The sequence below is a fragment of the Nocardia fodinahabitans genome, from assembly GCF_052983615.1.
The window spans coordinates 3795496-3808735 of record NZ_JBRJJC010000001.1; the positions used below are offsets into that span (position 1 = coordinate 3795496).

The 13240-nt window shown below is 68.3% G+C and carries 10 protein-coding genes; 5 read left to right on the forward strand and 5 right to left on the reverse strand.

Features of this window, described 5'->3' with window-relative positions; translation table 11 throughout:
- Positions 1–9 precede the first annotated feature (9 nt).
- Entirely contained in the window at positions 10–921 is a 912-nt protein-coding gene (locus NV348_RS17640) for a neutral zinc metallopeptidase (RefSeq protein WP_447147862.1), read from the forward strand.
- Positions 922–958: 37 nt separating this feature from the next.
- Positions 959–2047, forward strand: a complete 1089-nt coding sequence (locus tag NV348_RS17645) for a neutral zinc metallopeptidase (RefSeq protein ID WP_447147863.1) — start codon at positions 959–961, stop codon at positions 2045–2047.
- 4 nt (positions 2048–2051) lie between these two features.
- Here the strand turns inward: NV348_RS17645 and NV348_RS17650 are convergent, their stop codons facing one another.
- Positions 2052–3332 (reverse strand): ammonium transporter, encoded by a 1281-nt coding sequence (locus NV348_RS17650; protein WP_447147864.1) that lies wholly within the window; start codon positions 3330–3332, stop codon positions 2052–2054.
- A 77-nt stretch (positions 3333–3409) separates the two neighbouring features.
- Positions 3410–4234 (reverse strand): hypothetical protein, encoded by an 825-nt coding sequence (locus NV348_RS17655; protein WP_447147865.1) that lies wholly within the window; start codon positions 4232–4234, stop codon positions 3410–3412.
- 440 nt (positions 4235–4674) lie between these two features.
- Here NV348_RS17655 and NV348_RS17660 point away from each other — a divergent pair, with 440 nt between their 5' ends.
- The 3 genes from NV348_RS17660 (at position 4675) to NV348_RS17670 (ending at position 11124) form a co-directional block, all read left to right on the forward strand.
- Positions 4675–7530: a DNA polymerase III subunit gamma and tau gene (locus NV348_RS17660; protein ID WP_447147866.1), complete on the forward strand. Its 2856-nt coding sequence runs from the start codon at positions 4675–4677 to the stop codon at positions 7528–7530.
- 189 nt (positions 7531–7719) lie between these two features.
- Positions 7720–8934 carry an acetyl-CoA C-acetyltransferase gene (locus tag NV348_RS17665; protein ID WP_447147867.1) on the forward strand — a complete coding sequence of 405 codons (1215 nt, stop codon included), beginning with the start codon at positions 7720–7722 and terminating at the stop codon, positions 8932–8934.
- 39 nt (positions 8935–8973) lie between these two features.
- A complete protein-coding gene (locus tag NV348_RS17670; RefSeq protein ID WP_447147868.1) occupies positions 8974–11124 on the forward strand; it encodes a 3-hydroxyacyl-CoA dehydrogenase NAD-binding domain-containing protein in 2151 nt (716 codons plus the stop codon).
- An 87-nt stretch (positions 11125–11211) separates the two neighbouring features.
- On the opposite strand, the gene NV348_RS17675 is transcribed toward NV348_RS17670, so the two are convergent.
- The 3 genes from NV348_RS17675 to NV348_RS17685 all read right to left on the reverse strand — a co-directional run bounded on the left by NV348_RS17675 (position 11212) and on the right by NV348_RS17685 (position 13150).
- Positions 11212–11955 (reverse strand): nucleotidyl transferase AbiEii/AbiGii toxin family protein, encoded by a 744-nt coding sequence (locus NV348_RS17675; protein WP_447147869.1) that lies wholly within the window; start codon positions 11953–11955, stop codon positions 11212–11214.
- Between the two features lie 116 nt (positions 11956–12071).
- Positions 12072–12674 carry a type IV toxin-antitoxin system AbiEi family antitoxin domain-containing protein gene (locus tag NV348_RS17680; protein ID WP_447147870.1) on the reverse strand — a complete coding sequence of 201 codons (603 nt, stop codon included), beginning with the start codon at positions 12672–12674 and terminating at the stop codon, positions 12072–12074.
- 221 nt (positions 12675–12895) lie between these two features.
- Positions 12896–13150: a hypothetical protein gene (locus NV348_RS17685; protein ID WP_447147871.1), complete on the reverse strand. Its 255-nt coding sequence runs from the start codon at positions 13148–13150 to the stop codon at positions 12896–12898.
- Positions 13151–13240: the final 90 nt, after the last annotated feature.

A 13240-nucleotide genomic window follows, 5' to 3' on the forward strand; every position in this document is an offset into this window, starting at 1 on the left:
CCACCGCCGATGCCCTACGGCCCGCCCGGCAGGCCCACCCCGCCGCCGCGCAAACGTCGCGGCGGCCTGACCTCGCTGTTCCTGGTGATCGTCTTCCTCGTGGCCGGCGGCTTGGTGGCGTTCGCCGTCCGCACCAGCATCGACGCGGGCATCGGCGCGATCGGCCCGAAGCCGAGCACCACCTATACCCCGCAGCCCGGCACCGCACCGGCGGCCACCGGCGACAACCCGCTGCTCACCGACTCCGACGGCACCCTGGTGCCCGCGTCCTGCGATTACGCGCCGTGGAGCACCCAGGTCGAGAAGGCGCGCGCCTTCTTCGAATCGGCCGCGACCTGCCTGGAGGCGGCCTGGAAGCCGTTGCTGGCGGCCAACAACCTGCCGTTCGAGTCGCCGACGCTGAGCGTCACCGCGACCACCGCGGGCATCACCACGCCGTGCACCGGATCGACGAGCAACTTCGCCGCCTTCTACTGCGCGGCGAACAAGACCATCTACATGCCGATCAGCCAGCTGCAGACCGATCAGTTCCGCGACAACTGGGTCGTGTACCTGTCGGTGTTCGCGCACGAGTACGGCCACCACGTGCAGGCCCAGTCGGGCATCCTGCGCAAGGCCAACTCCGAACGCGTCGACGCCGGCGCCCGTTCGCCCAAGGGCCTCGAGCTCTCGCGCCGGGTCGAGTTGCAGGCCAACTGCTTCGACGGCATGTTCATCGCGTCGTCGAAGGGCGGCGGATCGCTGACGGCCGCGCAGGTCACCGTCGCCACCAAGGATTCCTACGGCCGCGGTGACGGACCGGGCGACATGCGCGATCACGGCACCTCCGAGCACGGTGGGCAGTGGTTCGAGTCCGGGGTGCAGCGCAACCTCACCGCCCAGTGCAACACCTTCACCGCCGCCGCCGGCGAAGTGAGCTAGCTGTTCCGCCTCTCCGCGATTTGATGGAGTGAGTGTCGTGTATCCGCCGCAGCCGCCCTATGGCAGACCGGTTCCGCCCGCGTACGGCAGGCCGATGCCGCCGCCGTACCCCCGCCCGCTGCCGCCGCCGTACGGCTATGCGCCGCAGGGGTATCCGCCGCCGCGGCGGGGTGGTGGCGGGTGGTTCGGTTCGTTGCTCACCGTGCTCACCGTATGTGGGATCGTCGGTGCGCTGCTGGTCGCGGCGGTCTCGCTGTCGGAGGATTCCTCGAAGCGCAACGTCGCCAAGACGACGGCGCCGAGTTTCACCTACAGCAGTTCGGCCACTCCCGCGCCGACCACGACGCCCCAGACGACCGTACGTACCTCGGCCCGCACCACCGCGCCGACGACGACGAAACCCGCTGGGCCGCAACCGGTGATCGCGCTGGGTCAGCATCCGCTGTTCCGCGACAACAGCGCCTTCCTGCCCAACATGGACTGCGATCTGCCGCGCTGGTCGACCGACGCGGTCACGGCCAAGGCCTTCTTCGCCGCCGCGCAGGGCTGCCTGGATCAGATGTGGCGGACCAACCTCGCCGCCGCGAACCTGCCGTTCCGCAGCCCGGGCCTGGTGGTCGCGGTGAATCCGTCCGAGCTGTCCTCGCCCTGCGGCGGCGCCTCCAGCGACGCGTTCTACTGCAGCGCGTCGAGCACCATCTACATGTCGACCGCCGGGCTGGTCCTGCACAGCACGCCGTATCCGCCGATGGAGGCGTTGTCGGTGTACGCGCACGAGTACGGCCATCACGTGCAGGGTCTGACCGGACTGCTGCAGGCCTCATCGAATCAGCGCCGCGAGCAGGGCACCACCTCGGCGGGCGGGCTGGAGACCTCGCGCCGAATGGAGTTGCAGGCCAGCTGCTTCGGCGGCATGTACATCGGTTCGGCCGAGGCGGGCGGTTCGTGGACCTCGCAGGAGGGCTACGCCGCGGTCAAGCACAACTACAACCGCGGTGACGGCAACGGCCGCCACCGCGATCACGGAACGCCTGAGCACAACGGCGATTGGTACAACCAGGGCTACTCGAAGAACCGCAACTTCGAATGCAACACCTGGTTGTCCCCGGCCGACGAGGTCAGCTAGCGGGTCAGTGACCCCCGTAGTGCCCCTCGCCGAAGCGGCGCGGCGAACTGCCGTGCACGCCTTCGGCGTACGCGGTCTCGGCGTGCAGGGCGAAGTCGATGCCCGCGGTCTCGTCTTCCTTGCTGACGCGGAACCCGATGACCTTGTCGATCAGCTTGCCGATCACGAACGACACCGCGAACGCGTACGCCGCGACCACCAGCACGCCGACCAGCTGCTTGCCGAGCTGAGCGAAACCGCCGCCGTAGAACAGCCCGTTCACGCCGCCGGTCATCACCTCGGTGGCGAGCAGGCCGATCAGGATCGTGCCGACGATGCCGCCGACGAAGTGCACGCCGACCACGTCGAGCGAATCGTCGTAGCCCGCCTTGTGCTTCCAGCCGACGGCGAACGAACACACGATGCCCGCCGCCAGACCGACGATCACCGAACCGACCGTGTTGATCACGCCGCAGGACGGAGTGATCGCGACCAGACCGGCCACCGCGCCCGAGGCCGCGCCGAAGGTGGTCGGCCTGCCGTCGCGGACCTGCTCGACGATCAGCCAGCCGAGCATGCCGAGGCTGCCCGCGACCAGGGTGTTCAGGAAGACCGCCGCCGCGGTGCCGGTGGCGCCGAGCGCGGAACCGGCGTTGAAGCCGAACCAGCCGAACCACAGCAGACCTGCGCCCAGCAGCACGAACGGCAGGTTGTGCGGCCGCATCGCGTCGATGTTGAAGCCGATGCGCGGGCCGAGCACCAGGGCCAGCGCCAGCGCCGAGGCGCCCGAGGCGATCTCGACGACGAGGCCGCCCGCGTAGTCGAGGGTGCCGAAGCCGAGCAGCCAGCCGTCGGGTCCCCACACCCAGTGCGCGATCGGGGCGTAGACGGCCAGCGTCCACAGCGGCACGAAGGCCATCCAGCCGGCGAACTTCGCGCGGTCGGCGATCGCGCCGGAGACCAGCGCGGCGGTGAGGATCGCGAAGGTCAGCTGGAAGGTGACGAACAGCAGCTCCGGAATCGTGCCGCGCACCGAGTCGGGATTGAGCCCGGCCAGGCCGGCGTGCTCGAGATTGCCGATCAGGCCGCCGCCCGCGTCGTCACCGAAGGCCAGGCTGTACCCGGCCACCAGCCACACCACCGTGACCAGCGGGATCGCGATGAAGCTCATCATCAGCATGTTCAGTACGCCGGTGGAGCGCACCATCCCGCCGTAGAAGACGGCCAGCGCCGGCGTCATCAACAGCACCATGGCGGTAGCCGCGAGAAGCCAGGCGGTGGCCGCAGGATCGATCGTTGCGGGCACGGTAACTCCTTTCACGCGTGATTGCGTTGCAAGGAAATTACCGAACGCTCACCGCCCGCGCTGGTGTCGGCCGGGTTCTAGCCGCGGTTTTCCTTCGCCAGCGCCCTGGCGCCGCGCTTGCCGGGAACGGGCAGGTCATCACCGTCGGCGAGCCATTCGGCGGTGATCAGCCAGCGCCGCTGAGCATGCGCGTCGGCCACGTCGAAGAAGACGCGCCTGCCGCGATCGTCGCGTGCGTCCCTGGCCAGCGCCGCCCAGCTCGGCGGCCTGCCCCGCTCGGCGGTGTGCTCGACGACGAAGCCGGCGACCAGCTTGCCGATCATGTTGACCGGCTTCTGCGACACCCGGTTGCCGTACTTGGTGGTGTGCCAGCGGCGGGCCGGGCACAGCGAACCCGGATTCGCGTTCGAGGCGATCCAGCCCGCGCGCTGCGCCCGCTCGATCAGCCACAGATGCTTGACGGCCGACGGCGCGATCTCGCCGACCCGCTCGGCGATGAGTTCGGAGACCTCGGCGTCGGCGAGGATGTCGCGCCGGGTGGGGCCGATGCCGTGTTCGGACCAGTGCGCGGCGGCGAGCCGGGCCAGGATGCGGCCGAACTCGTCGATGCTGCGCTGGGCGCGCCTGCCGAGGCGCTCGATCCGCTCGGCCTCGCGGCGCATCTCGTTCTGCGCGGTGAGGGTGCGGATGGCCGCCATCGTCGGCACCTGCCCGCGTTCGAGCAGTTGCAGGATGGCCGCGGCGGTCGCCGGGTCCGCCGCGGCGGCGACGGGCAGCGAATCGCGTTTGATGTCGAAGTCCTGGGGGCTGATCGCCCGGCTCAGCAGGCCGACCGCGGCGTGGTCGCCGGCGAAGTCGGTGTGGGCGAGCCAGGCGGCTGCGATGTCATCACACGACAGCACGGTGAAACGTTCCTCCGGTCGGCGGTGGGGGAGCGATACGGTGCGCGAAGGTTGTGCCCCGGTCGGGATGAGGGACCGGCCGGGGTCACCAACCTGATGAAGGTTTGGCCACCGAAGTTGCCGAGATCCACGGTAGCCAGGGGCTTGCGCCGCTGTCACGGTGATTGATTGTTTCGTTACATCTGGAAAGGAGCTGTCAATCGGGGAACGGGTATGCATTTCCGCCACAACCAGGATCGACTGCCGTTCCTCTGGGCATTCGCCGCGCGCGATGTAGTCGTTAGCTCGGCCGTAGCGCCTCGCTGACCGGGTTTGCCCATCCGCTCCGAACCTGCGCCCGAACTGTGATCTGCATCACGTTTGCGTGACGAGGTTCGTGCGGGCGAGCGACGCGTCGGCCGCTCATCCACATGTCACAGCACGGCGGTAGCCTGTGGGCCGTGGCTCTGTACCGGAAGTATCGACCGGCGACGTTCGCTGAGGTAGTGGGTCAGGAGCATGTCACCGACCCGCTGAGTACGGCGCTGGATACCGGACGGATCAGTCACGCGTATCTGTTCTCCGGTCCGCGTGGCTGCGGCAAGACCTCGTCGGCGCGCATCCTCGCGCGCTCGCTGAACTGCGTGGAGGGTCCGACCTCCACGCCGTGTGGGGTCTGCGCGTCCTGTGTGGCGCTGGGGCCGGGCGGTGCGGGCAATCTCGATGTCATCGAGCTCGACGCGGCCAGCCACGGTGGTGTCGACGACACCCGTGAGCTGCGTGATCGCGCGTTCTACGCGCCCGCCGAGTCGCGCTATCGGGTGTTCATCGTCGACGAGGCGCACATGGTCACCACGGCCGGCTTCAACGCGCTGCTCAAGATCGTCGAGGAGCCGCCTGCCCACCTGATCTTCATCTTCGCCACCACCGAACCGGACAAGGTGCTGCCGACGATCCGCTCGCGCACCCACCACTACCCGTTCCGGCTGCTGCCGCCCGCGACCATGCGCGGCCTGCTCGGCAAGATCTGCGAGCAGGAGCACGTGCCGGTCGAGGAGGCGGTGTATCCGCTGGTCATCCGGGCCGGTGGCGGTTCCCCGCGCGACAGCCTGAGCGTGCTCGACCAGCTGCTGGCCGGTGCCGGGCCCGAGGGTGTCACCTATCCGCGCGCGGTCTCGCTGCTCGGCGTCACCGACGTCGCGCTGATCGACGACGCGATCGATGCGCTCGCCGCCGTCGACGGCGCCGCGCTGTTCGGCACCGTCGACAGCGTCATGGAGGCGGGCCACGACCCGCGCCGCTTCGCCGTCGACCTGCTCGAACGCCTGCGCGATCTGATCCTCCTGCGCGCGGTCCCCGACGCCGCCGAGCGCGGCCTGGTCTCCGGCCCCGGCGATGTTCTGGAACGCATGCGTGAGCAGGCCGAACGCCTCGGTCCCGCCACCCTCACCCGGTACGCCGAACTCCTGCACGAGGGTCTCGGCGAGATGCGCGGCGCGACCGCCCCCCGCCTCCTGCTGGAGGTCATCTGCGCCCGCATGCTCCTCCCGTCGGTCTCCGATACCGAATCCGCCACCCTCCAGCGTCTCGAACGCCTGGAGCGGGGATTCGCCGGTGGCGCAGTTCCTTCCGCCCCCGCGCGCCCCGGCCCCGCCGCCGGTGAACCGGCGCCCGAGCAGGCCGCCGCCCCGGCCGAGCGTCCGTCGCCCCGCCCCGCAGGTGGCGAGAGCCGCCGCCGCGGCGCCGAGCTCCTGGCCGCCGCCCGTGCCGAAAAGGAAGCGGCCGCAGTCGGTTCGGCACCGTCCGCACCGAACCGTGAGCGCCCCGCCGCGGCGGGCGGCCCGGTCGCGGTCGAGCCTGCGGCGCCGACTCCTGCACAGCAGAGTGTGGCGCCCGCGTCGGCCGGGCAGCAGAGTGTGGCTCCCGCCGCGTCGGCCGGGCAGCAGAGTGTGGCACCAGCACCGGCCAGGCAGCAGGATGTGGCACCCGCGCCAGCCGGGCAGCAGAATGCGGCGGCCGCGTCGGTCGCGGCGCAGACTGCACCGGCCGGGTCATCTGCGGGCGAACGCGCCGACTCTCCTGCTGGACAGCAGGATCCGCAGGCCGCCCCGTCGATTCCGCTCGGGCAGCAGGGTTCTGTCGCAGGTCAGCCGGGTCGGGCGATCGGCGGCGCCGCTGTGGAAGATTCTGCCGCGCAGCCGCATTCAGGCGCGGCTATGTCTCCTGACGTCGGGTTGTCCGCCTCGACGCAGGGCGAGGTGTCTGCCTCTGGCATGGAAGGTGAAGCGGCACAGGCTGCTTCGCGCTCGCAGGCGACCGCTCCCTCCGGCGCGTCACAGTCGCGCGACTTCGAGCAGGTCCCGGCTGATACGCAGGAGGCAGCGGCTGCGCACGAACATGCCGCTCCGCAACACGTCACGGCCCCGCAGTCCACAGCGTCTCCCTCGCCGCTCGCCAATTCGGACAAGGCCGGGCAAGCACCCGCGGTGTCGCCGGAAACGCCGCCGCGTCAGGCGCCCGCGGCCGCGCAGAGAGTCGTGTCTCCGCAGGAATCCGCAGGCCCGCAGGCTGCTGCGCCGCGTCAGGAGCCCACCGGCGCTTCGCAGCCGCCCGCCGCGCAGCCGCCCGCCGCACCGGCGGAGGACCTCGTCGCCTTGGTCGATGGAGCCTGGGCGGAGATCAAGGGGAAGGTGCGGGAGTTCGGGCCGACCTTGCAGGCGTTGCTGTCGGGGGCGGCGGTGTCGCGGGTCGAGGGCGACGTGATCGTGTTCGCGCATCAGAGTCCGCCGCTGGCGCAGCGCCTGTCGGATCCGCGCAATATCGACGCGGTGCGGTCGGCGGTGCGCGCGGTGCTCGGTCGCGAGCTGGATGTGCGCTGGGAGACGGGTGCGCCCGCGCCGCGTCCGGCGGCTAAAGCGGCGAACGCTCCGGCGCGGGGTGCGGGTCAGGGCGAGGCCAAGCCAGCGGGACGACCCAAGTTCTCCCGGCCGAGCCAGGCCAACGGCAATCAGGCGGGTGCGTCCGGTCAGGCCAAGCCGACCTCCGACGACGACATCCCGCCGCCCGACTTCCCCGACCTACCCGACGACCCCGGTCCCGACGAGGGGTACGGGTCCGATTCGAGCCGGTCCGGTGGCGATTCCGGGCGCGGTTCCAGGCCGGGTGACGCGGTGCTGGCGCCGCCGACCCCGGAAGAGGAGCAGGAGATGCTGGCCGCCGCCGCGGAGCCGGTGGCTCCCGGCGATCGGCAAGACCCGGACGAGGTCGCTCTGGCGTTGCTGCGAGACGAGCTCGGAGCGAAGAGTCTGGATGGTTGACAGCCACCGGCTGGACCACGTTAAGTTAACCGGAGTTCGCACACCACGGTAGTATGAACGGGTGGCCGGAATCGCCGGATGGAGCATGGCTCTATGTTCCGCTGGTGCTGCCGGATTTGTACGGCGTCGAGACACATTGGTCGTGGCGTTCGTGCGGCCACCGCACCCCAAGGAAGGAAACACTCCGATATGACCACAGAGGCCTACATCTACGAGGCCATCCGCACTCCGCGCGGCCGCGGCAAGAAGAACGGCTCGCTGCACTCGGTCAAGCCGATCGATCTGACTGTTGGTCTGATCCAGGAGCTGCGTGGCCGCTTCCCCAACCTCGACGAGGACCAGATCTCGGACCTCATCCTCGGCTGTGTCACCCCCGTCGGTGACCAGGGCATGGACATCGCCCGGGTCGCCGTCACCACCGCGGGTCTGCCCGACACCGTCGGCGGTTTCCAGCTCAACCGCTTCTGTGCTTCCGGCCTCGAGGCTGTGAACCTGGCTGCGCAGAAGGTGCGCTCCGGCTTCGACGACCTGGTGCTCGCCGGTGGCGTCGAGTCGATGTCGCGGGTGCCGATGGGCTCCGACGGCGGCGCCTGGGCGCTCGACCCGGCCACCAACTACGACGGCTACTTCGTGCCGCAGGGCATCTCGGCCGACCTGATCGCCACCATCGAGGGCTTCTCCCGCGATGACGTCGACGCCTACGCCGTGCGCTCGCAGGAGCTGGCGGCCAAGGCCACCACCGGCGGCTACTTCGCCAAGTCGATCGTGCCGGTCAAGGACCAGAACGGCCTCGTCGTGCTCGACAGCGACGAGCACATGCGTCCCGGCACCACCGCCGCCGACCTGGGCAAGCTGAACCCCTCCTTCGCCGGCATCGGCGAGATGGGTGGCTTCGACGCCGTCGCGCTGCAGAAGTACACCTACATCGAGAAGATCAACCACGTCCACCACGGCGGCAACAGCTCGGGCATCGTCGACGGCGCCGCCCTGGTGCTGGTCGGCTCCGAGGAGGCGGGCAAGAACTCGGGTCTGACCCCGCGTGCCCGCGTCGTCGCGACCGCCACCTCCGGTGCCGACTCCACCATCATGCTGACCGGCCCGACCCCGGCCGCCAAGAAGGCGCTGGCCAAGGCCGGTCTGACGATCGAGGACATCGACCTCGTCGAGATCAACGAGGCGTTCGCCTCCGTGGTGCTGAAGTTCCAGAAGGACCTCAACATCCCGGACGAGAAGCTGAACGTCAACGGCGGCGCGATCGCGATGGGCCACCCGCTGGGTGCCACCGGCGCGATGATCACCGGCACCGTGATCGACGAGCTGGAGCGCCGCAACGCGCGCTACGGCCTGGTCACCCTGTGCATCGGTGGCGGCATGGGTGTCGCCACCATCGTCGAGCGCGTCTGATCCCCGGCCGAAACTTCTCATAGGAGAGAACGAAAAACTATGACTGACAACATCATCGGCTGGGAGAAGGACGCCGACGGCGTGGTCGTCCTCACGATCGACGACCCCAGCCAGGGCGCCAACACCATGAACGACGCCTACCTCGACTCGATGGCCGCGACCGTCGACCGCCTGGAGGCCGAGAAGGACGACATCACCGGTGTCGTGCTCACCTCCGGCAAGAAGACCTTCTTCGCCGGCGGCGACCTGAAGAACATGATGCAGGTCGGCCCGGACAACGCGGCCGAGGTCATGGACATGGTCACCCGCGTGAAGGCCCCGCTGCGCCGCCTGGAGCAGCTCGGCAAGCCGGTCGTGGCCGCCATCAACGGCGCCGCCCTCGGTGGCGGCCTGGAGATCGCGCTGGCGACCCACTACCGTGTCGCGGCCGACGTCAAGGGTTCGGCCATCGGCCTGCCCGAGGTCTCCCTGGGCCTGCTGCCCGGTGGCGGCGGCGTGACCCGCACCGTGCGCATGCTCGGCCTGCAGAACGCCCTGATGCAGGTGCTGCTGCAGGGCCAGCGTCACCGCGTCACCAAGGCCAAGGAAATCGGCCTGATCGACGAGGTCGTGTCCTCGGTCGAGGAGCTGCTGCCCGCCGCCAAGGCGTGGATCGCGGCCAACCCCGAGGCGGCGCAGCCGTGGGACAAGAAGGGCTACCGGATCCCCGGCGGCACCCCGGCCACCCCGGCCTTCGCGGCGAACCTGCCCGCGTTCCCGGCCAACCTGCGCAAGCAGATCAAGGGCACCAACATGCCCGCCCCGCGCGCCATCATGGCCGCGGCGGTCGAGGGTGCGCAGGTCGACATCGACAACGCGCTGACCATCGAGGGCCGTTACTTCACGAGCCTGCTGACCGGTCCGGTCGCGAAGAACATGATCCAGGCGTTCTTCTTCGACCTGAACCACATCAACGGTGGCGGTTCGCGTCCGAAGGACGTGCCGAAGCGTGAGATCAAGAAGATCGGTGTCATCGGCGCCGGCATGATGGGCGCGGGCATCGCCTACGTCTCCGCCAAGGCCGGCTTCGAGGTCGTCCTCAAGGACGTCAAGCTCGAGGCCGCCGAGAAGGGCAAGGCGTACTCCGAGGCCATCGAGGCCAAGGCGCTCTCCCGTGGCAAGACCACCCCGGAGAAGTCGGCCGAGCTGCTGGCGCGCATCACCCCGACCGCGGACGCCGCCGACTTCAAGGGCGTCGACTTCGTGATCGAGGCCGTGTTCGAGAACCCCGACCTCAAGAACAAGGTCTTCCAGGAGATCGAGGACATCGTCGATCCCGACGCGCTGCTGGGCTCGAACACCTCGACCCTGCCGATCACCCTGCTCTCGGAGGGCGTCAAGCGCTCCGAGGACTTCATCGGTATCCACTTCTTCTCCCCCGTGGACAAGATGCCGCTGGTGGAGATCATCCGGGGCAAGAACACCTCCGACGAGGCGCTGGCCCGGGTGTACGACTACACCCTCGCCATCAAGAAGACCCCGATCGTCGTCAACGACAGCCGTGGCTTCTTCACCTCGCGTGTGATCGGCACCTTCATCAACGAGGCCATCTCCATGGTTGCCGAGGGTGTCGACCCGGCCACCATCGAGCAGGCGGGCCTGCAGGCCGGCTACCCGGCCGCGCCGCTGAAGCTCTCGGACGAGCTGAACTTCACCACCATGCAGAAGATCTACAAGGAGACCTCCGAGGCCATCCTTGCTGCCGGTGGCGAGCTCAACGCCGCGTCCGCGAAGACCGCCGAGGTCATCGACACCATGGTCAACGACAAGGGCCGCACCGGCAAGCTGGGCGGCGCGGGCTTCTACGACTACGTCGACGGCAAGGCCACCGGCCTGTGGGACGAGCTGCGCTCGCTCTACAACTCGCAGCGTGAGCTCCCGGAGGGTGTCACCTTCCAGGACCTCAAGGACCGGATGATGTTCGCCGAGGCCATCGAGACCCAGAAGTGCTTCGACGAAGGCGTGCTCACCAGCACCGCCGACGCGAACATCGGCTCGATCTTCGGCATCGGCTTCCCGGCCTGGTCGGGCGGCTCGCACCAGTTCATCGTCGGCTACCCCGGCGGCCAGGAGGCCTTCGTGGCCCGCGCCGACGAGCTGGCGAAGAAGTTCGGCCCGCGCTTCGAGGTCCCGGCCTCGCTGCGCAAGTAAGTCGGTAGTTCCCGGTTCCGGCCGGTCAGGAAGCCCGTCACCGTTCGGTGGCGGGCTTCCGTCATGGCGGGCCAATTCGCCGGATGCTCAGTTCGGCAGAGCTGACGCGCGGGCCCAGAACTCACGGACGAGTGAGAGTGCGTGTTGCAGGTCCGGTCGGATTTCCGTCAAGTGAGCTGCGGCGCTGGGGTACTGGTTCTGCCAGAGGGGCGGCGGTTCCTCGATGTGCCCCGGAACTGGATGTGTGCCACGGACAGTGAAGACATGATCGACTACCCGGGCAAGTTCTGGGTTCGGCTCGAGGCCGTCCTCGATCAGCAAGACAAGATCGACAAGATCTTTCACCCTGGTGTTCGGGCGATCACCATAGTCGCGGGTGAGTGCGTGGAGCTTTTCGGCGAAGTGCTGGTGGCGGTCGACGGCTTCGACGGTGCGGCAGGCTATTCCGGCGAAGCTCAAGGTGTCAGGCAGCGGCAACCGTTCGGTGGCAGCGAGTTCTTCGCTCCGATTGGCTACATCAAGGCGCACACAGGCGAACTGCCTTCCGCCCAGGTTCGCCTGCACGGAGTAACGCCAAGCTGCGCGTCGCGCGGCGTCGAGTGCCAATTCAGTTGCCTGGGATACCTCGAAGGTGAACCAGTCGCGATCGGCATCCTCAGCAAGGGTCTCGATGAGAAGGTCCCGAACGGATTGGCCGTCCGCACTGTGAGTGCCGAGAGCGAAGTCGAGGTCTTTGGTGGCTCGGGCGCGAGGGTACAGTCGAAATTCGAGGGCTGCACCGCCTTTGAGGACCCACGCATGGTGCGGGTCGGCCGCGAGCCGGGTGGCCACGCGGTCGAAGACGACTCGCCGTCGCAGACGGGCCAGGTCCGTCCCGGTTTCATCGGATTCGCGTTTTAGTCTGAACTCCAGCGCTGTCCGCAGATCAGCGCCGTTGCGATACCTTGTTACTGCTCGCCCTCCCGTACTGCTCGTTCGATTGACAGTTCGGCGCGCGGCCCAGCCTCCTGGGCGCGATGAAGCAACGTTCGACGGCTGGTGATACCGCGGCGTAGCAGGTCTGCGACGGCGGACGCGACTATGTCTTGGTCGGTGCCTGCGCTTGCGGCGTCGAGCACTGACCGGACCGCGGTGGTGACCCGAAAGCCGTCGTGGTGCTCGATGTCGGTCGGTGGAAGAGTCGCCCTATGGAGGGCAACCGCACTGTTCTTCCGCCGAAACCCTGGCGGGACAGTCAGTTCCACAATGGCAGGATTCGCGATCCCCAGATCATGGACGGCCAGCGCCGTGCTGTGTGAGACGACCGCTTGACCTGCACTCCACAGCGTCCAGCGCACGAGATGATCGGTGTCCTGCCCCGGGAGTGCCAGAAACTCGCGGAACCGATACAGCGCCCGATCGATCTGGATCCAGTTGCCGCTGTTCTTGTGGAATCGTTGAGCTTGGTAGGAGTATCCAGCCGCCAGCGCATCGGCGGCGGTGAAGTAGCCCCGTTGCTGGGCAGCGATACGCCACAGCTGGTCGCGTCGTTCCCTTGCCTCATGATGCACAGAAGGTGACGGTACTCTGCGCAAAACTAAAGCTCAATATTAGTATTGAGCTCGCCTGCTCCATAAAACTAAAGTTCAACTTCAGATAGAGAGGTTGGGCAAGGCAAGGTTCGTCGTCGTGGCGTGTTGTTGTCTGCGGCCCGCGTCCTCATCAGTTGCCATGGGTGGCTGATCGGGGACTCGGTCCATCGCCTCGCATGCCGCCGCAGTCGGCAACCGGCTTATGAAGCCTCGAACTTGCCGTGCGGGGCGGTAACTTCATCGGGCAGCGCGGTGATCTCGCGTTTGATGCGCCGCAGTGTGTATGCGTCCCATGTGAACTCGGCCACCACGTTCAGTAGCCCCCAGACGAACCTGCCGAAAATGACGAAGAACAGCAGCAGGAACAGCCCGCCCCAGAGGTTATGGGCGCCACGATAGCCGAAACTCGCCAGGCGCTGACGATCGTGGGCGGGCAACCGATGCCGCCACAGCACCGAATCTCCACCCGATAGATGCGGGATCGCGCTAGCTTGGATATGTACGGATTTTCGGGGGTCCGTACGCCGACTGAAACGCCGGTGCCG

What these genes read in the sequence shown, in the direction of transcription:
- NV348_RS17640 (WP_447147862.1), top strand. Translation starts at nt 10, where the DNA reads ATGCCCTACGGCCCGCCCGGCAGGCCCACCCCGCCGCCGCGCAAACGT.
- NV348_RS17665 (WP_447147867.1), top strand. Translation starts at nt 7,720, where the DNA reads ATGACCACAGAGGCCTACATCTACGAGGCCATCCGCACTCCGCGCGGC.
- NV348_RS17670 (WP_447147868.1), top strand. Translation starts at nt 8,974, where the DNA reads ATGACTGACAACATCATCGGCTGGGAGAAGGACGCCGACGGCGTGGTC.